Raw genomic sequence first — 19,751 nt, forward strand, 5'->3', positions numbered from 1 at the left:
GCGCGTCCGGGCATCTTCGTCCCGCTCCGATCCGGTGCGGCTTGGCGGCGGGGCCCTGTGGCGCTAGGCCGGGACCATGCGGCAATATCTCGACCTCATGGACCGGGTGCTGACCCAGGGCGTCCGGCAGATGGACCGGACCGGCACGGGCACCCTTTCGGTTTTCGGACACCAGATGCGGTTCGATCTGGCCAGGGGCTTTCCCGTCCTGACCACCAAGAAGCTCCATCTGCGCTCGATCATCGTCGAGCTGCTGTGGTTCCTGCGCGGGGACACCAATGTCCGCTGGTTGCAGGAGCGTAAGGTCAGCATCTGGGACGAATGGGCCGACGAGGCGGGCGATCTGGGGCCCGTCTATGGCAAGCAGTGGCGCGACTGGGCGACGTCGGACGGTCGCCATATCGACCAGATCGCCGAGCTGGTGGAGCAGATCCGCACCCAGCCCGCCTCGCGCCGTCAGATCGTGTCGGCCTGGAACCCCGGCGACCTGCACGCCATGGCGCTGGCCCCCTGTCATTGCCTGTTCCAGACCCATGTCGCGAATGGCCGATTGTCGCTGCAACTCTATCAGCGGTCGGCGGATATCTTCCTTGGGGTGCCATTCAATATCGCGTCCTATGCCTTGCTGACGCATATGCTTGCACAACAATGCAATTTGGAGGCTGGCGAGTTCATCTGGACCGGCGGCGACTGCCATCTCTACCTGAACCATCTGGACCAGGCGCGGACGCAGCTGGCGCGCGAACCCGGCGCGCTGCCCCGGCTGGAAATCCTGCGCCGCCCCGACGCGATCGACGGCTATGAGCCCGAGGATTTCGTGCTCCACGATTATGTCGCGCAGCCGCATATCAAGGCGGCGGTGGCGATATGATCACGCTGGTCCTGGCGCGCGCGCGCAACGGCGTGATCGGGCGCGACGGCCACTTGCCCTGGCACCTCCCCGCCGACCTCAAGCGGTTCAAGGCGCTGACCATGGGCCAGCCGATGATCATGGGCCGCAAGACCTTCGAGAGCTTTCCGTCCCCGCTGCCGGGGCGGCGTCACATCGTGCTGACCCGCGACCCGAACTGGTCGGCGACGGGGGCGGAGGTCGCGCACGGGGTCGCGGAGGCGTTGGCGCTGGCGGGCGAGGGTGCGGTCTCGGTGATCGGCGGTGCGGAAATTTTCGAACTGTTCCGCGACCTTGCCGATCGGGTCGAGTTGACCGAGATAGATATGGATGCCGAAGGCGAGACGATCGTCGCACCCTTCATCGGTTGGCGCGAAGTTAACAGAAAGCATTATCCTGCCTTGGACGGTCGCCCGGCTTATTCCTTTGTGACGCTGGCCAAGTGACAGAAGAAATGGTCGGTAAAGATCGGTTAATAACATTGTGAAAATTTTGTTCGCCGCCCATCTTCATTTGCGATCGGAAGGCTCGTAAAGGTCGGGCTTGAGAGAAGGATTGCGACTGCGATGGCGCGGTGCGGTCGAAGCGAAGGTGGGGCGCCACGCGATGATCATGGATTGGGAGAGCGAAGGTCAGAACCGGCCCGATATCGATCCTCCCGGATTGTTCGACGCCAGCCGCGAGGCGTTGCTGTTCCTCGATCACCATCGGCTGACCCGCACGACGAACAGCTATGCGCTGGCGCTTCAGACCGTGCTGCATCCCTATGGCCCGTTGGGACAGGACGTGGCGCGCCGCACCGATGGCGGCGTCCGCCTGACCGAGGAGGATGTCGGCGAACTCATGCCGCTGGTCCGCGAGCATGAGGCGATCGGACCGGCGGCCGATCGTGCGCAACTGGAACGCGACCTCAGCGACCATGCCGAGGCGCTCGACTCGCTGACCAGCGACGCGCGCCAGATCACCAGCGACTTCACCAGCGACGTCGCCGCCCTGTCGCACGCCCATCGGCACGGCAGGACCCTGGGCAACGACCTGGGCCCCGATTCGGGCGCGATCGCGCTGCTGCTCGAACAGTTGATCGCACGTATCTCGAAGACCGAACGCGACCTGGAGGAATTGTCGGGCAGCATCGCCGCCTTGCGCAGCCGGATCGAATCGGTGCCGCAGAATGACGATATCGACCAGCTGACCGGGGTGATGAGCCGGACCGGCGCGCGCACCCTGATCGACGGGCTGGCCAGCGATTCGCATGGCTATGTCGTCGCGGCGTGCAGCCTGGACGATCTGGAGGGGATCAACGAACGCTATGGTCGGTCGGTCGCCGACAATGTCCTGCGCGCCTTCGTCGCGACGCTTCGCCAGGTGGCGGAAGGGGCGGAGATCATCCGCTGGCAGGGCAATTTGTTCGTCGTCGTGCTGCGCGGTCGCCCGCTGTCGATGGTGGCGGGGATGATGGAGGACGCGCGCGCGGCGATGCAGGCGCGGACCCTGCGCCTGCGGGGATCGGGCGAGCCGATCGGCGTGGTGACCATGTCCGCCGGGGTCGCGGTCGGGATCGGCGTGCCGATGCAGGAGGCGTTCGACCGGGCCGACGCGTTGCGCATGGTGGCGAGCGAGGGCATCGGCAATCGCGTGATGTCGCGCGCCTAGCCAATTCGGTGCGGCCTGTTATAGCGCCCGCCCATGCAGCGAGTTGATGGCGCGGGTCCGATCCCGGCGCATCTGGCGGGCGGGATCGTCGCGCTGGGCAATTTCGACGGATTTCACCTCGGTCATCAGGCGGTGGTCGGTGCCGCGGTCGCGCGTGCGCGAGCGGAGGGACGGCCCGCGCTGGTCGCGACCTTCGATCCGCATCCGATCCGCTATTTCCGGCCCGACGCGGCGCCCTTTCGCCTGACCACGCTCGACCAGCGCGAGCGGCTGTTCGCGGCGGCGGGTGTCGATGCGATGCTGGTGTTCCGCTTCGACCCCGAACTGGCGGCGCTGTCGGCGGAGGATTTCGTCGAGCAGCGGCTGCTCGCCGCATTGCGTGTCGGCGGGGTGGTGACGGGCGAGGACTTCACCTTCGGCCAGGCGCGGAGCGGCGACGTGAACGCCTTGCGCGCCTGGGGCATCGCACGCGGCTTTTCCACCGATGCCGTCGCGCCGGTCATGCTGGACGGGGAGACGATATCCTCGAGTCGCATCCGCACCGCGCTGGTCGCCGGACAGCCGCGCGAGGCTGCGCGCCTGCTGACCCGGCCCTTCACCATCGAGGGGGTGGTCCAGCATGGCGACAAGCTGGGCCGCACCATCGGCTATCCGACCGCCAATCTGGACATGGGACAGTATCTGCGCCCCGCTTACGGCATCTATGCGGTGCGCGGGCGGCTGGCCGATGGGCGGGTGCTGAACGGTGCCGCCAATCTGGGCATCCGGCCCAGCTTCGATCCGCCCAAGGAATTGCTGGAGCCGTATTTCTTCGACTTCACCGGTGACCTGTACGGTCAGGGCCTATCGGTCGAGCTGATCGAATATCTGCGGCCCGAGGCGAAGTTCGATTCGCTCGACGCGCTGGTCGCGCAGATGGATGCGGATTGCGCCCGCGCGCGCGCTCTGCTCGCCACGCATAATCCGGCATGACGCGGTAATTCAAACCCGCTAAGGGCGTGTCCCTTATGACCGACGCGCCCGATTACCGCGACACCGTCTTCCTGCCGAAGACCGATTTCCCCATGAAGGCGGGGCTTGCCGCCAAGGAACCGGCGATTCTGGATCGCTGGGCCCGGATGGGGCTGTACGACCGCCTCCGCCGCGAGCGGGCCGGGCGCGAGCGGTTCATTCTGCATGACGGCCCTCCTTACGCGAATGGCGACATTCATATGGGCCATGCCCTCAACAAGGTGCTGAAGGACATCATCGTCCGTTCGCAGACCCTGTTGGGCAAGGACGCGCCCTATGTCCCCGGCTGGGACTGTCACGGCCTGCCGATCGAGTGGAAGGTCGAGGAGGCGTATCGCGCCAAGAAGCTGAACAAGGACGAGGTGCCCGTCGCGCAGTTCCGCGCCGAGTGCCGTGCCTATGCCGACACCTGGGTCGGCACGCAAAAGGCGCAGTTCGAGCGGCTGGGCGTGATGGGCGACTGGGCCAATCCGTACCTGACCATGACCTATGACGCCGAGGCGGTGATCGCGGGCGAACTGCTCAAGTTCGCCGAGTCGGGCCAGCTCTATCGCGGGGCCAAGCCGGTCATGTGGTCGCCGGTCGAAAAGACCGCGCTGGCCGAGGCGGAGGTCGAATATGAGGACATCGTCTCCACCCAGATCGATGTCGGGTTCGAGGTGGCAAGCTGCCCCGAATATCCCGATCTGGTCGGCGCGCTGGCGGTCATCTGGACCACGACGCCCTGGACGATTCCGGTCAACCAGGCGCTGAGCTATGGCGAGGCGATCGACTATCTGCATTTCGAAAGCGCGGGGCGTCGCTATCTGGTCGCCGAGCCGCTGCTGCCCGCCTTCGCCAAGCGGACCGGCATCGCGGTGGAGACTTCCATCGGTCTGGTGAAGGGCCCGGCGCTGGAGGGCGCGACCGCCAGACATCCGATGCACGCGCTGGGCGGCTTCTTCGCCAAGCCCCGGCCCTTCCTGGCGGGCGACTTCGTCACGACCGAGGCGGGTACGGGTCTGGTCCATATGGCCCCCGATCATGGCGAGGACGACTTCCTGCTGTGCAAGGCCAACGGCATCGACCCGGTCTTCGCGGTGCAGGGCGACGGCACCTATCGCCCCGACTGGGCGTGGCTGGGCGGCCAGGGGAGCGTCATCAACAAGAAGTTCGTGTCCGCCGAGGGGCCGATCTGTTCGGACCTGCGGGGCGTCGGCGCTTTGCTGTCCGCCTCGGACGATTTCCAGCACAGCTATCCGCATAGCTGGCGGTCGAAGGCGAAGGTCATCTTCCGCGCCACGCCGCAATGGTTCATCCCGATGGACCGTGCCGATGCGACGCTGGTGCCCGACATGGCTATGGCGACCGTCGACCCGATCTCGGGCGTGACACCGCTCCTCACCGTGCCGCTGGGCAATGGCGCGACGCTGCGCCAGACCGCACTCGACGCGATCGAGCGGACCCGCTGGGTGCCCGAGCGTAGCCGCAACCGTATCCGTTCGATGGTCGAGGGGCGTCCCGACTGGGTCATCAGCCGCCAGCGCGCCTGGGGCGTGCCGATCGCGCTCTATGTGAACCGCCAGACCGGCGAATATCTGAACGACAAGGCGGTCAACGCCCGCATCCTCGACGCCTTCCGGGCGGGCGGGGCGGATGCGTGGTTCACCGCCGATCATCAGGCGCTGCTGGGTGCCGACTATAATCTGGCCGATTACGAGCCGGTCAACGACATTCTCGACGTGTGGTTCGACTCCGGCTCGACCCATGCCTTCGTGATCGAGGCGCGCTATGGCGAAGGCACGCGCGCGAACCTGTATCTCGAGGGCTCGGACCAGCATCGCGGCTGGTTCCAGTCGTCGCTGCTCGAATCCTGCGGCACGCGGGGCCGGGCACCCTATGATGCCGTCCTGACCCACGGCTTCGCGCTCGACGGCCAGGGGCGCAAAATGTCCAAGTCGCTGGGCAATGTCGTCGATCCGCTCAAGATCATCGGCGAGTCGGGGGCGGATATCCTGCGCATCTGGACCGCCTCGACCGATTATTTCGAGGATGTCCGCATCGGCAAGGAGGTGCTGGCCACCGCCTCGGACAGCTATCGCAAGCTGCGCAACACCTTCCGCTATCTGCTCGGCGCGCTCGACGGGTTCGCGGAAGAGGAGCGTATCTCGTTCGACGCGATGCCCGAACTGGAGCGCTACGTGCTGGCGCGCCTGACCGCGCTCGACACCGAGTTGCGCCGCGCGGCGGATGCGTATGAGTTCAACCGCTATCTGCGCGCGCTGACCGATTTCGCGAATGAGGATCTGTCGGCCTTCTTCTTCGATATCCGCAAGGACTCGCTCTATTGCGACGCCGCGACCGATCCCAAGCGTCGCAGCTATCGCACCGTGCTCGACATCCTGTTCCACGCGCTGGTTCGTTACGCGGCGCCGATCCTGTGCTTCACCGCCGAGGAAGTGTGGCAGTCGCGCTTCCCCTCGGAGGATGGCTCGGTCCATCTGCTCGAATGGCCGGAACTGCCGCAGCTTGGCGAGGACGAGGCGCTGATGGCGCGCTGGACCGAGATCCGGGGCCTTCGCGCCCAAGTGACCGAGGCGATCGAGCCGTTGCGCCGCGAAAAGACCGTGCGCTCGTCCAACGAGGCCGAGGTGACGGTGCCGTCGCTGCCGCTCGAACCCCATGCGCTGGCCGAGGCGTTCATCGTCGCGGACGTGAGCTTGGCGGACACGGTCGCCGTGACGCGGACCCGGCATCACAAATGCGGTCGCTGCTGGCGGCATCTGCCCGATGTGGCGGTGGATGGCGAATTGTGCGGGCGTTGCGCCGAGGTGGTCGCGCATGGGTAAGTTCCCCCGGCTGGGGCTGGTGACGGCGTTCGCGCTGTTCCTGCTCGATCAGGTCATCAAATGGGCGATCACCGGGCCGCTGGCCTTGCGCACGCTGGGCGATGTCCGTGAGATCGTGAGCATCTTCAACCTGCGCTTCGTGCCCAATTACGGCATTTCGCTCGGCCTGCTGACCGCCGATAGCAATGCCTCGCGCTGGGCCTTGGTCGCGATGACCGGGGCGATCGCGCTGGCGGTCGGCTTCTGGATGACGCGCGAGCGCAATCCGGTGGATCAGGTCGCGCTGGGCTGTGTGCTCGGCGGGGCGCTGGGCAATATCATCGATCGGGTGCGGTTCGGTTATGTCGTCGACTTCGCCGATCTGCACTTCGGCGAGTGGCGGCCCTTTTTGGTCTTCAATGTCGCCGATGCAGCGATTACGATAGGCGTTCTGGTTCTGCTGGCGCGCGCGCTTCTCGTGCGCGACCGGCCCGCTCCCGTGGAGAAGAGCAATGCGTAAGTTGGTGCCCGTCATCGCAGGTCTGTCCTGCGCCGCGTTGCTGACGGGATGTGGGGGCCGGGCGTGGCCTGGACCGGGCGCGGCCCGACGAATTCGCCGTCGCGCGCCAGCCCTCGCTGATCATCCCGCCCGACTTCGCACTGGTCCCGCCCCAGCCGGGTGCCGCCCCCGTCCAGGCGCGCAGCGGCCAGCAGCAGACGCTCGACGCGCTGTTCGGCGGTCAGGCGGCGCGCAGCCAGTCGGAATATGGGCTGGTGCAGAATGCCGGTGCGGATACGGCCGATGCCGGCATCCGCTCCTCGGTCGGCGACCCCGGCACCAATGTCGTCGACAAGGGCGCGACCACCCGCGACATCGTCGCCGCGCCCGAAGGCGACGGCCAGGACGCGCGCGCCGCGACCAACTGATCCCGATCGAATTTGGAAAAGGGGCCGGGGCGCACAGGCTTCCCGGCCCCTTTTTCATGGTCAATAGGCGGGCGGTGCCGTGCCGTCGGCATCGCCGGGGGGCATATTCTCCGGCCCCATCACGAACTTTACCCGGTCGACACAGCCGACATGGCCCTGGGGTGAGGGGGCGAAGCGGGCGCTACGCAGCACCGCCATCGCCTGATCGCCGAATTCGCTCGAGGGTTCGGCGGCGACCACCTTCATATTGCCCAACTCGCCCCAGGTCGCGACGTCGTAGCTGACGACCGCCCAACCCTCGATCGAGCGCCGCCGCCACGGCTCGGGGAAGCGCAACTGGGGCGGATTGGCCCAGCCATGCTGGTCGGGACAGGTGCTCCCATCGACCTTCGCGTCATGCAACGCTGGCGGCATGGCGGGGGCCTCCATCTTTATCGGCGCTCGGTGGAAGGGATAGAAGCAACCGGTCCGCGCGCCCTTGGTGAAGCGCGACGCGCGGATGGCGGCCAGCGACGCCTTGTCGAGCGCGGCATTGCCCGTGCCGCTGAAAACACGGGGGCGGAGGGGCTTGCCGCGTGCATCCAGGTCATAGGCGATCATCGACCAGCTCTGGACGCCGGGTGTCGCAGGAAGCGCCCGGAAATCGGGCAAGTGACGGATCAGCGGCTGGGGATAGGGCATGTCGAAGCAACTGCCCGCCGCGCTCCGTATCCGGTCCCACCCCTCTTTGGGCAACGGGCCGCTGGTCGAATGGATGGTATAGGACATGAGTTCGACCACATCCGCCTGGCCCAGCTTGCTGCCCCACCGGGCGAAGGTGACGGTGCAACCCTGTTGCGGCGCGCCGGAGGCGAAGCGACTGGCCGCCAAGGCGGGGGCGGTATCCTCGGCAAAGGCGACGAAGCCCGGCGCATCACGGGTGATCGATACCGGCCGCCCCGTCGCATCGATGGCGAATCGATAGGTGACCCGGTCCGGCGAGGTCGGCGTTCCCCAGCTCAGCACATTCCAGGGGCGGCGGATCGGCTGTCCGGGGACCGGATCGGCTCCGCAGCGAACCTCACCGGGCGTCCAGCCGATGAGAGAGCGATCGGTCGGCGGGGGCGGGACCGTGGCCTGGCCGGGAAGGGCCGACAGCGTGGCGGCGATCATCGCGGCGATGGCGGGGACGGTTACGATCGGGCCTGTGGTTCGGGGCATGGCGGGTGCTTCACTCCCTCGACGATCCGCCGATCTCCGGTCCGGGCGATCCCTCGCGCCCCAGTTCGGGTCGGGCTCGCGCAGCTTATGGAGGAAATCGCCCCACAGCCAGTCCCATATGGAAAAGGGCGGCACCGTTGCCGGCGCCACCCTTTCACCCCCCGATGGATTTTCGGATCAGAAGGCCGCGGTCAGCGAGAAGACCACCGTCGCATCCGAGATCGAGGCGCCCCCCGGCGTCTGATATTGCGAGAAGTTCGGCTGGATATAGGCCGCCTTCGACTTGGTGATGTCGGTGTCGATGTACGAGACGTTGAAGGTCAGGTTCTTGTACGCGGCGACATCGGCACCCAGCGACCAGTCCCAATAGCTGCCGGTGGGCGACAGGCTGGTGCCGTTGGGGCCCAGGCCCGGATTGCCCTTGGAATAGCCGATATGCGCCTTGGCGGTGATCGGCGTGCTGGGAATGCCGACCGCGCCGTCGCCGGTCAGATAGACGTTATCCCAGCGCTGGCCCCGGCTGTACGAGGTGTTGGAGAAGTTGCCGAGCGAGGTCTGCTTGGGCGCGTAATAGGCGCCGGCGGTCAGTGTCGCGGGACCCGCGGTGCCCGACAGGCGGCCGAAGAATTCGACCACGTCGGTTTCCGACGCGCCGCCCGGATAGGTGTACCAGGTCACGCCCGCGTCGACGGTCGCGGTGCCGTAGCTGTGCTTGTACCCGGCAATGCCGTCCAGCTCCATATTGGCGCCGCCGAACGTGCCCCAGCCCGCCAGATTGGAGGCGAAGGTGCCGATATAGAAGCCGCTTTCATGCGCGATGGTCAGCGCGGCCTGGACGGAGGCGTTCTTGTTGGTCTGCGACACGCCGCGAAGGCGATAGTCGGTCAGGATCGCGGCGCTGCCGCTGACCGTGATGGGCGAGGGCGGTGCGGTTTCGGTGCCGCTGTCCTGCGCCAAGGCGGGCGTCGCGGCAACCAGCGAGAGGCCGCCAAGGAGGATCGTGGAGAAGCGCATCGTTTCCCTTTCAAACGGAAATTCGATGTTCTCACCTGCAAGCTCGCATCGGTGCGGCCTCTGTATGTCGGGCGAACCCGGCGGACCGTCTGCCGTAGCGATGTCTGAAATATTGGCAGGCGGTGGTGCACCGCACAAGCATAATCTATCGCATGGCGACATTCATCGCACAGGATGTTGCGCAAATAACACAGATTAAGAGCCTAAATTTTCGTGCCGTTCGCCCATCGGCAAGGATCGGATATGAATGTCGCGCTGTGGATAAGGCAGGCCGACGCCATGTTCTTTAAACAGGAACCACAGGCGGTTGAGGACATCGGAGCGAACATTGCCGACGCCGCTTTCGGGGTCGCTGATCCAGGCCAGGATTTCATGCTGGAGCGCATGATCGCCGAAGCCCATCAACCAGACGCTGGGCTTGGGGCTTTTGAGCACGCGCGGCGATTCGTGCGCGGCGCGCAGCATCAGTTCCTGCGCCAGTTTCAGGTCGCTGTCATAGGCGATGGACACGGGGATCCGGACGCGGACGTTGCGGTCGGAATAGGACCAGTTCTCCACCTCCTGCGTCATCAGATTTTCGTTCGGGATCAGATGCTCCTTGCCGTCGCGGGTGATGATCGAGACGGCGCGCACCCCGATCTTGTTGACCCAGCCGATCTCGTTCTGGAGCGCGATCACGTCGCCCGGCTTGATCGATCGGTCCATCAACAGGATGATCCCGGCGATCAGATTGCCGATCGTCTTCTGCAACCCGAAACCGATCGCCAGGCCGAAGCCGCCCGAGAACAGCGCCAGGCTGGTCAGGTCGATTTCCAGCAGGTCGGTCGCGAAGAAAAAGGCGATGACGACGATGCCGATGCTGGCGAGCTTCTGCGCCAGCAGCTTCTGGGTCGGGTCCAACCCGCGCGCATGGCCGATCCACTGCTCGGTGATGCGCGTGACGGCGCGGGTGACGGCCAGGATCGCGACGATGGTGACCAGCATCGTCACCAGCAGCATTACCGAGAAGCGCCGCGACCCGACGGTGAAGCCGATCTGCTCGGCCAACCGCGTCACCGGCTCCAGCCCGCCGATTTCGCGGCTGAACAGCGCGACGAAACAGACGATGGCGAAGACCCAGGCCAGCCAGCGCGGCAGGTTGAGCCCGCGCAGCAACTGGAACCCCGCCCGCGCCACCGACGCGCCCAGCGCCAGCCCGATCGGCACCCCCGCCAAAGACCCCCAGGGCCAGATCGCGCCCAGCGTCATCAGCAGGAAGGCGGCGGCGACATGCCGGGTGATCGCGCAGATACGGGCCTGGATCGCCTCGCCATGGGCGATGGCGAAGCGCTGGATCAGCGCGGCGACATGTGGTCCGACCTTGCGCCCCGCCACCACGCCGCCCGCCAGCATCGCCAGCGTCAGGGCGGCGGCGACCCCGGCCTCGATGGCCTCGGCGCGGGTCGGCAGTTCGATGCCGCTCGCCTGAAGCCATTCGAACAGCGTCATCCGCGCGCCGCCCGGAAGCGGTCCAGGCCCCGGTCGAGATCGGCGATCAGGTCGTCCACATCCTCCAGCCCGATCTGCAACCGGATCAGCGGCCCGGCGAAGTCGCGCCTGGTGACGCTGCGATAACGATGCGGATCGGCGGGGATGGCGAGGCTCTCATAGCCGCCCCAACTGAACCCCAGCCCGAAATGGGCGAGCCCGTCGAGCATCGCGGTGCGCGCCGCATCATTGCCGCCGTCGAGGACGAAGGCGAACAGCCCGCTCGAGCCCAGGAAATCGCGCGCGAACACGTCATGGCCGGGGCAGGAGGGCAAAGCGGGGTGAAGCACCTGCGCCACGCCCGGTTGTTCGGCGAGCCACCGGGCGATGGTCAGCGCGCTCGCCTGATGCTGGGCCAGCCGCACGCCCATGGTGCGCAGGCCCCGGCTGCCCAGATAGGCGTCGTCGGGGCTGGCGACCTGCCCAAGCTGGAAACTGGTATCCCGAAGCGCCGCCCAATGCGACGGCGCGGCGGTGACGGACCCCAGCATCGCGTCCGAATGGCCGACCACATATTTGGTGCAGGCCAGCACGGTCAGGTCGATGCCCTTTTCGATCGCCGGGAAGAACAGCGGCGTCGCCCAGGTATTGTCGAGGATCGTCGTGATTCCGCGCGCCTTGGCCACCGCGACGATGGCGGGAACGTCCTGCACCTCGAAGCTGAGCGAGCCGGGGCTTTCGAGGAAGATCGCGCGTGTGGCCGGGCCGATCAGCTCGGCGATCCTGGCGCCGACCAGCGGGTCGTAGAATCGCGTCGTGATCCCCATCCGCGCCAGCAACCCGGTGGCGAGCCCGCGGGTCGGGTCATAGGCGCTGTCGACCAGCAGCAGTTCGTCCCCCGGCGACAGGACCGACAGCAAGGCCGCCGCGATCGCCGCGACACCCGAGGGGTAGAGGAAGGTCGCCTCCGCCCCCGGCTCCAGACTGGTCAGCGCATCGGCGAGCGACCATTGGGTGGGGAGACCCTTGCGGCCATAGAACAGCTTTTCATGCAGGTTGCCCGCGCCGGTGGCGCGCATATGCGCGACATTGTCGTAGAGCACCGTCGAGCCGCGCCAGACGGGGACGTTGACCACGCCCTTGGTCCATTCGGCGCGGCGGCCCGCCTGGACCAGACGGGTGGCGGGCTTGATGGGCAGATCGTCGTCGGTCATCGCGTTCAAACGTCTTTCGCCTTGGGGGTGCTGGGGTCGGAGCCCCATTCGGTCCAGCTTCCGTCATAGACGGGCATCATCCCGCCGATCCGCTCCGCGCCAAAGGCGAGGACGCAGGCGGTGATGCCGGAGCCGCAGGTGGCGACCATCGGCCTGGTCGGGTCGACCCCGGCGGCGGCGAAGGCCTGCGCGATGGCGGCGGGGCTTTTCCAGCGACCGTCACCCTCGAACAGTCTGGAATAGGGCAGGTTGCGGGCACCGGGGATATGGCCGGGCTCGACGCCGGGGCGTGGTTCGGGCTCGGACCCGGCGAAACGGCCGGGGGAGCGGGCGTCGACGATCTGCGCATCGCCCGCCTCGACCTGGCTACGCACTTCGCGAAGGCTGCGGACGCGGGCAAGGTCGGCATGGGCGACGAACAGGCCTGGTGTTTCGGTCGCGCCAGCGGGGCCGACCATGACGGGATGCCCCGCCGCCGTCCAAGCCTCCAGCCCGCCGTCGAGCAGCGCCACCGACTTCGCGCCGAACAGGCTCAGCAGCCACCAGACGCGTGCGGAACTGTGCAGAGGGGAGCGATCATACAGGACGATCCGGTCGGCATGGCCGACGCCCGCTTCGCTCATCGCATGGGCGAAGGCGTCCGGCTGGGGCAGGGTCATCGGCAGGTCGCTGTCGGGATCGGCGAGTTTGCCCAGTGCCAGGAAGCGCGCACCGGGAATATGCCCGTCCTCATATCCCCGCCGGGCTTTCGCGTCGCCGGGATCGTCCAGGAAATAGGTGACGTCGAGGATGCGCACATCGGCTTCGCCTGCGATGGCGGCAAGGTCTTGCGGGGTTAGGAGTGGCGGCATCGGGGCTCCCCTTGATCGATCGCCCGTACCTAGGCGCGTTCAGGGCAGGGTCGCAAGCATGGGCGCGGTAAGCCGCTCCCGCAGGCGGGAGGGGAGCGGCTAGGGGCGAAGTCGAAGGCCAAGGGGATCACTATCCCCGATCCAACGCCTCCAAAAACCCCGCCGCCTGCACCCGGATCGCCTGCCGGTCCTCCTCCGCCATCCGGTTCCAGTTCCGATAGGGCATCGCCATTCGGGGATTCTCGCCGAACCGCTCCTCATGCCGCGCCAGGAAATCCCAATAGAGCGCGTTGAACGGACAGGCGTCCTCGCCCACCCGCTGCTTCACGTCATATCGGCAAGCCCCGCAATAATCCGACATGCGGTTGATGTACGCGCCGGACGACACATAGGGCTTGGACGCGATGATGCCGCCATCGGCGAACTGGCTCATGCCGATGACATTGGGCAGCTCGACCCATTCATAGGCGTCGATATAGATTTCCAGATACCAGCGATGCACCTCCGCCGGGTCGGCACCGATCAGGATGGCGAAGTTGCCGGTCACCATCAGCCGCTGGATATGATGTGCGTGCGCGGTGTCGAGCGTCTGGCCCAAGGCCTCGGCCATGCAGTGCATGTCGGTCTCTCCGGTCCAGTAGAAGCCGGGCAGCGGCCGCTTCGCGCGCAGGACATTGCGGTCCACATAATCCGGCCCGACATGCCAGTAGAGCCCACGCACATATTCGCGCCAGCCGATGATCTGGCGGATATAGCCCTCGACCGAATTGAGGCTGGCGTTGCCGTCCTCATATTCCGCCTCGGCCATGCGACAAAGGTCCAGCGGATCGAGCAGCCCCGAATTGATATAGGGCGACAGGACCGAGTGCCATAGCTGGTGCTGCCCGGTCAGCATCGCATCCTGATAGTCGCCGAATTGGGGCAGGGCATGCGCCATGAACGCCTCGGCCTGTGCCTGCGCCTCCTTGGCGGTGACGGCATAGGCGAAGCCGTCGAGCGAGCCGGGGTGATTGTCGAACCGCGCGGCAACGAGCGTCAGCACGTCGCGGGTGATCCGGTCGGGCGCGAACGTCAGCGGCTCAGGCGGTGTTTCCTTCTTCGGCGCGGGCTTGCGATTGTCGGCGTCGTAATTCCATTTGCCGCCCTCGGGCTTGTCGCCCTTCATCAACAGCCCGGTCTTGCGCCGCATCAGGCGGTAGAAATACTCCATGCGCAGTTCGTTGCGGTCCTTCGCCCAATTCTCGAACTCGGCCTGGGACGCGATGAAGCGGGTGTCGGGGCGGATATCGACGGGGATGCCGAACATCGTTTCCCATGCGTCCAGCATGGCGGCGACGCGCCATTCGCCGGCCTGGGTAACGACGATGCGTTCGGGGTCGTGGCGTTCGACCGCACGCGCGACTTCGCCGGTGAAGCTGCCCGCATTGTCCGGATCGTCCAGCGTGACATAGTCGACCTGCCAGCCCGCCTTTTTCAGCGCCTCGGCATGGTGGCGCATGGCCGACAGGATATAGGCGATCTTGGCCTTGTGATGGCGCACGTACGATGTCTCGTCCGCCACCTCCATCATCAGCAGCACGGTGCGTTTGGGGTCCGCGCCCTCCAGGCTGGACAGATTCATCGACAATTGGTCGCCCAGAATCGGGATCAGCGTTGGCGCTTTGGGCATGGCTGTCCTACATGGCCTTTCATGAAGCATCTCGGCCAGACCAGCGCGCTGCCCGCTTCCCCGGAAGAGGCGGTGCTCGATTATGTTCCCAACCCCCGTCCGGGGCGTACCTATCTGATCCGGTTCGCGGCACCCGAGTTCACCTCGCTCTGCCCGGTGACCGGCCAGCCCGACTTCGCGCATCTGGTGATCGACTATGTGCCCGGCGAGACGATCGTCGAGTCGAAGTCGCTGAAGCTGTTCCTGGGCAGCTTCCGCAATCATGCGGGGTTCCATGAGGATTGCACGGTGGGCATCGGCGAGCGTCTGTTCGAGGAGATGAAGCCGGTCTGGTTGCGCATCGGCGGATATTGGTATCCGCGCGGCGGCATTCCGATCGACGTGTTCTGGCAATCCTCCGCCCCGCCCGCCGATCTGTGGCTGCCCGACCAGGGTGTGGCGGGGTATCGCGGCCGGGGTTGAGCAAGTCCCGCCGAGATGTCCCGTCAATCCCGGTTTGAAACATCGACAATATTTGAAGCACTGTCTCGCGTCCTGTAACTATGCCCGGCAATTGGCATCGATCCGATGATCGATGGAGGCGGGGCAGTGAAGAAGATATTCAAGTATTTCACAGTCTTGGTGTCTGTGTTGATCGGGTTGGGGGCTGCGGGTGCGGCCAATGCCAACCCCACCATTCTCATCAATGACTCGAACGGCAACCTCATCTCCTATGACACGGTGACGAAGGGCAGCACGGTGATCAGCAACACCGGTCGCGTGATGTTCGATATCGCGTTGAGTTCCGGCGGCGATCTGCTCGGCGTGAATGGCGGGACGCTCTTCAAGATTTCGCCGACTTCCGGCGCGACCACGGTGCTGGGTTCGCTCGGCGGCTTCGTGAACGGCCTGGTTTTCGGCGCCGACGGGACGCTGTTCGGCTCGGGCAGCGACGCTCTCTACAAGATCGATCCGACCAACGGCCAGACGAGCCTTGTCGGCGCGATGGGCATCCAATCGGCGGGCGATCTCGCCTTCTTCAAGGGTCAATTGTACCTCGCCAGCAATCTCGGGCTTGCGACGGTCGATACGATCACCGGCGCGGCCCGCCTGATCGGCGGGACCACGGACGTGTTCGGATTGGCGTCCACGGCCGACGGGTTGTTCGGCGTGAAGGACAATAATATCCTCAGCATCGATCCGACCACGGGCGTCGGCGTCAGTGTCGCGACGTTCGCGGGCGGCACCGGCTATGGCGCTGGCTCCGTGCCCGTCTCGAACCCGACCGCCGTGCCGGAACCTGCGACCTGGGCGATGCTGCTGCTGGGCCTGGCGCTGGTCGGCTATGTCCTGCGTCGGCGCGGCGGTGCGCCGACCATGACGATCGCCTGAGCCTCCCATCCGCCGCATTGGGGCGGTGGCAGCGAATGGGCCGGCCGCGCATCGTGCGGCCGGTCGTTTTTTTGGGTTTTTCGAGATTCCGACCCGCAAGCACATGGCAACGGCTTCCCGGATAGGGAAGGCGGGCCGGAATCTCGGCTCGATGACCTCCGCACGGTCGGAGGCGATAGGAAGAACGGAGTCGGTGCGCGTGAGACATCTGCTTTTGAAGGCCGCGGCTCTGGCGATGGTGGCGTTGTCAGGTTGCCAATCCAAGCCCGAGGGCCAGACGGTGGCCAAGGTCGACGGACAGGGCATTACCACCCAGGCGCTGGACGCCGAACTGACGGATGCGCCGCCGAACGTCGACCGGCTGCGCGTATCGCAAGACGATCCTCCCACAACTGGTCGATCGCGCCCTGCTGGCGGAGTCCGCGCGGGAAATGGGCCTCGACAAGTCCCCCGAATTCGCAGCGCAGCGGGAGCGTCAGGAGCAGAAGCTGCTGGTCGAGATGCTGGCGAAAAAGCTTGCCGACACCGTGGCGGCGCCGACCGTCCGGGCGACCGACCGCTATATCGCCGCCCATCCCTTCGAATTCGCGCAGCGTCAGAAATTCTACGTCGACCAGATCCGCTTCGCGCAACCGGCCAGCACCCAGGCGTTATTGTCGCTTGGTCAGTTCAGGACGCTGGATGCGCTGGCCGATGGGCTGAGCCGGAGCGCGATACCCTTTACCCGCGATCACGTCCTGATCGACACCGCCTTTCTGGATCCGGCCATCGCGAGCCAGGTCGCCAAACAGCCTTTGGTCGATCCTATCTTGTTGCCCTATAAGAGATTCTATACCGCGAACGCCATTATCCAGCGTCTGCCGACGCCGGTGAGTGGCGATGTGGCGCGTGGGCTTGCGGCGGAGATTCTGCGGCGCAAGTCGATTGCCGACGCCATGGGACAGACGCTGCAAAAGGCCCGCAAGGACGCCGCCATCACTTATCAGCCGGGCTATACGCCGGACGGCAGGTCCTCCACTGCCAGCAAGGCGATCCAGGATGCGACCGAGCATAGGTCCGACGCAGCAACCGCAACCTCTGGCGTGCCCCACTGACCCCCGGAGCGCCGAGTGGAGGCACGATGTTGTTCGGACCCGGATACGGGGTCATCGGGCATCGTGCCGACCATTTCAGACCCGGCGACTCCACCACCGGCCCCGCCCTGGCGTCGACCGGTCCCGTTCCAAAGTTGCAGTGCAGCGAAAATGTAACACGCGCTGCAACCATCGTGCCGACCGCGTGTTAACCGTGTACGAGAGGGGAAGTGCGGGTCGCCGCCAACCCTCGCGCCTGCAAGGACAAGCGAAATGGTGGATGCGAACGGAACCGTGATCGAACGATTGGCGCTGATCGGAAACTTTCTGCCCCGGCAATGTGGGCTCGCCACCTTCACCACCGACGTCTATTCCGCGCTTCGCGACCGATTTCCCGAACTCTCGGTCGATGTCTATGCGATGGACGACCACCCCGGACGCTATGCCTATCCCCCTGCGGTGACCGCCGCCATCCCTCAGAACGATCGCGGCGCCTATATCGACATGGCACGCCGCATCGATGCCAGCGGGGCGCAGGCCATCTGGGTCCAGCATGAATATGGCATCTATGGTGGCGCGGCGGGCGAGCATCTGTTGGCGCTGCTCGATCGCACCACCCTGCCGGTGATCGCGACGCTGCATACCATTCTCGAAAAGCCTTCCGCCGACGAGCGCCGGGTGATGGAGGGGCTGCTCCGTCGCTGTGCCAAGATCATCGTCATGGCTGACAAGGGCCGTGATATCCTCCAGCGCGTCTATGGCGCGGATCCGCGACAGATCGCGATGATCCCGCACGGCGTGCCCGACCGCGCCCTGATGTCGCCCGAGGCGCTGAAGCCGCGTTTCGGCTGGGAAGGGCGCAAGGTCGTGCTGACCTTCGGCCTGCTCGCGCCCAACAAGGGGATCGAGACGATTATCGAGGCGTTGCCCGCCGTCGCCGCGCATCACCCGGAACTGCTCTATGTCGTGCTGGGCGCGACCCATCCCAACCTGATCGCGCATGAGGGCGAGGCGTATCGCGACCGGCTGAAGGCGCTGGCCGCAGCGCGGGGCGTGTCGGACAATGTCGCGTTCGTCGATGCGTTCGTCGAGCATGACGAACTACTCGATTACCTTCAGGCGGCGGATATCTACGCCACCCCCTATTCCAACCCCGCCCAGATCACGAGCGGGACGCTGTCCTATGCGATCGGCGTGGGCAAGGCGGTGATCTCCACCCCTTATGTCCATGCGACCGAGATCCTGGCCGACGAGCATGGCGTGCTGGTGCCCTTCGGCGATGTCGGTGCCTTCGCCCGCGAAATCGACCGGTTGCTGAGCGACCAGGCGGCGCGCGATCATCTGTCGAGCCGCGCCTATGCGCGCGGCCGCACGATGATCTGGCCGCGTCTGGCGGAAGGCGCGATCAAGCTGATCGGCACCGCGATCACCACCCGCCCGCGGCGGATCGCGACGGGCACGTCGGGCGCGTCCAGCGCGATCAAGCCACTTGCCCCCGATCTGTCCGCTGTGGAGCGGATGAGTGATTCGACCGGCATGTTGCAGCACGCCATCTATTCGGTGCCCGACCGTCGCCACGGATATTGCATCGACGACAATGCCCGCGCGCTGATCTTCATGACGCAGGCGCCGGATATAGATCCTGTCACGCGTGACAAGTGGACGACCATCTACGCCTCGTTCCTGCAATATGCCTGGAACCCGGAGGCGCGGCGCTATCGCAACTTCATGCGCTTCGACCGGAGCTGGTGCGAGGATGTGGGATCGGAGGACTCCAACGGTCGCACCCTTTGGGCGCTGGGCGTGACCGCGCGCGACGCGCAACCGCCCAAGCATCGCGATTGGGCGCAGATGTGGTTCGACGCCACCGCATCGCTGGCGCTGGACCTGGGTTCGTTGCGCGCGCAGGCCTTTGCGATGCTCGGGGCCGCCGCGATGCTGGAGGCGCGACCGGGGCACCAGTTGGCGCGCTCGATCCTGGAGAAGATGCCCGACCTGCACCTCGCCCTGCTCGAAGAGGCGCGGCGGCCCGAATGGCAGTGGTTCGAGATCGTGCTCGCCTATGACAATGCCCGCGTGCCCCAGGCGCTGATCGAGGCGGGGCGTGCGCTGGGGCGGCAGGACCTGATCGATTGCGGCATTTCCACGCTCGACTGGATCGTCGGCAAGCAGACCTCGCCCGAGGGCCGCTTCCGCGCGGTGGGCAGCGAGAGTTTCGGCCGTCCCTATGCAGAGCCGCTGCAATTCGATCAGCAGCCGCTGGAGGCGCAGGCGACGGTGGAGGCGTGCCATTCGGCCTATCTCGCGACCCACGACCCGCGGTGGATCGCGGAGGGCGAGCGGGCCTATGGCTGGTTCCTGGGCATGAACGACCTCGACCTGCCGCTGGCCACCGCAAGTGACGGTGGTTGTTTCGACGGACTGATGCCGACCGGGCTCAACCGCAACCAGGGCGCCGAATCGATCCTGGCGCTGCAACTGGCCAATTGCGCTATCGCAAGCCTTTGCCAATCCGCCTCATCCATGGCAGGAGCCGATCGTCACATCGCCTGATGCGCTGTCGCATGGGGGGATGGGATGAGCGTTTTTTGTAAGATGGCGAGAC

16 protein-coding genes and 1 pseudogene are annotated in these 19,751 nt (G+C 66.0%); 11 read left to right on the top strand and 6 right to left on the bottom strand.

The window, feature by feature from the left end; genetic code table 11:
- Positions 1-76 precede the first annotated feature (76 nt).
- The 7 genes and pseudogenes from QE379_RS04100 to QE379_RS04130 all read left to right on the top strand — a co-directional run bounded on the left by QE379_RS04100 (position 77) and on the right by QE379_RS04130 (position 7,287).
- Positions 77-871: a thymidylate synthase gene (locus QE379_RS04100; RefSeq protein WP_306998102.1), complete on the top strand. Its 795-nt coding sequence runs from the start codon at positions 77-79 to the stop codon at positions 869-871.
- Positions 868-1,335 carry a dihydrofolate reductase gene (locus QE379_RS04105; RefSeq protein WP_306998104.1) on the top strand — a complete coding sequence of 156 codons (468 nt, stop codon included), beginning with the start codon at positions 868-870 and terminating at the stop codon, positions 1,333-1,335. The genes QE379_RS04100 and QE379_RS04105 overlap by 4 nt, the downstream gene beginning before the upstream one ends.
- A gap of 160 nt (positions 1,336-1,495) precedes the next feature.
- Positions 1,496-2,542: a diguanylate cyclase domain-containing protein gene (locus tag QE379_RS04110; protein ID WP_306998107.1), complete on the top strand. Its 1,047-nt coding sequence runs from the start codon at positions 1,496-1,498 to the stop codon at positions 2,540-2,542.
- 33 nt (positions 2,543-2,575) lie between these two features.
- The gene (locus QE379_RS04115; protein ID WP_306998109.1) at positions 2,576-3,514 is read left to right on the top strand and encodes a bifunctional riboflavin kinase/FAD synthetase; all 939 of its coding nucleotides are present in this window, start codon (positions 2,576-2,578) and stop codon (positions 3,512-3,514) included.
- A gap of 35 nt (positions 3,515-3,549) precedes the next feature.
- The gene (gene ileS, locus QE379_RS04120; RefSeq protein WP_306998112.1) at positions 3,550-6,381 is read left to right on the top strand and encodes an isoleucine--tRNA ligase; all 2,832 of its coding nucleotides are present in this window, start codon (positions 3,550-3,552) and stop codon (positions 6,379-6,381) included.
- Positions 6,374-6,880: a signal peptidase II gene (gene lspA, locus QE379_RS04125; RefSeq protein WP_306998114.1), complete on the top strand. Its 507-nt coding sequence runs from the start codon at positions 6,374-6,376 to the stop codon at positions 6,878-6,880. The genes ileS and lspA overlap by 8 nt, the downstream gene beginning before the upstream one ends.
- A pseudogene (locus tag QE379_RS04130) lies at positions 6,873-7,287 on the top strand (DUF3035 domain-containing protein). Before lspA ends, QE379_RS04130 begins: the two are co-directional and overlap by 8 nt.
- A 60-nt stretch (positions 7,288-7,347) precedes the next feature.
- On the opposite strand, the gene QE379_RS04135 reads toward QE379_RS04130, so the two are convergent.
- From QE379_RS04135 to QE379_RS04160, 6 genes are all read right to left on the bottom strand, one after another.
- On the bottom strand, positions 7,348-8,487 hold the full coding sequence (locus tag QE379_RS04135) for a TonB family protein (RefSeq protein WP_306998116.1): 1,140 nt from the start codon (positions 8,485-8,487) through the stop codon (positions 7,348-7,350).
- 177 nt (positions 8,488-8,664) lie between these two features.
- Complete coding sequence (locus QE379_RS04140) at positions 8,665-9,501, bottom strand: TorF family putative porin (protein ID WP_306998118.1); 837 nt, start codon at positions 9,499-9,501, stop codon at positions 8,665-8,667.
- A gap of 195 nt (positions 9,502-9,696) precedes the next feature.
- Positions 9,697-10,989: a mechanosensitive ion channel family protein gene (locus QE379_RS04145; protein WP_306998120.1), complete on the bottom strand. Its 1,293-nt coding sequence runs from the start codon at positions 10,987-10,989 to the stop codon at positions 9,697-9,699.
- A complete protein-coding gene (metC, locus tag QE379_RS04150; protein WP_306998123.1) occupies positions 10,986-12,182 on the bottom strand; it encodes a cystathionine beta-lyase in 1,197 nt (398 codons plus the stop codon). The genes QE379_RS04145 and metC overlap by 4 nt, the downstream gene beginning before the upstream one ends.
- A 5-nt stretch (positions 12,183-12,187) precedes the next feature.
- Entirely contained in the window at positions 12,188-13,033 is an 846-nt protein-coding gene (locus QE379_RS04155) for a sulfurtransferase (protein WP_306998125.1), read from the bottom strand.
- Between the two features lie 130 nt (positions 13,034-13,163).
- Positions 13,164-14,702 (bottom strand): cryptochrome/photolyase family protein, encoded by a 1,539-nt coding sequence (locus tag QE379_RS04160; protein WP_306998127.1) that lies wholly within the window; start codon positions 14,700-14,702, stop codon positions 13,164-13,166.
- Between the two features lie 21 nt (positions 14,703-14,723).
- On the opposite strand from QE379_RS04160, the gene queF reads away from it, so the two are divergent.
- The 4 genes from queF to QE379_RS04180 all read left to right on the top strand — a co-directional run bounded on the left by queF (position 14,724) and on the right by QE379_RS04180 (position 19,699).
- Positions 14,724-15,164, top strand: coding sequence for a preQ(1) synthase (gene queF, locus QE379_RS04165; RefSeq protein WP_007403692.1), 441 nt, complete (start codon positions 14,724-14,726; stop codon positions 15,162-15,164).
- Between the two features lie 159 nt (positions 15,165-15,323).
- On the top strand, positions 15,324-16,073 hold the full coding sequence (locus QE379_RS04170; protein ID WP_306998129.1) for a PEPxxWA-CTERM sorting domain-containing protein: 750 nt from the start codon (positions 15,324-15,326) through the stop codon (positions 16,071-16,073).
- A 338-nt stretch (positions 16,074-16,411) separates the two neighbouring features.
- On the top strand, positions 16,412-17,167 hold the full coding sequence (locus QE379_RS04175) for a hypothetical protein (RefSeq protein WP_306998131.1): 756 nt from the start codon (positions 16,412-16,414) through the stop codon (positions 17,165-17,167).
- 252 nt (positions 17,168-17,419) lie between these two features.
- Positions 17,420-19,699, top strand: a complete 2,280-nt coding sequence (locus QE379_RS04180; protein WP_306998132.1) for a glycosyltransferase family 4 protein — start codon at positions 17,420-17,422, stop codon at positions 19,697-19,699.
- Positions 19,700-19,751 lie beyond the last annotated feature (52 nt).

The sequence above is a fragment of the Sphingomonas sp. SORGH_AS_0879 genome, from assembly GCF_030819175.1.
In the GTDB taxonomy this organism is placed as follows: Bacteria; Pseudomonadota; Alphaproteobacteria; order Sphingomonadales; family Sphingomonadaceae; genus Sphingomonas.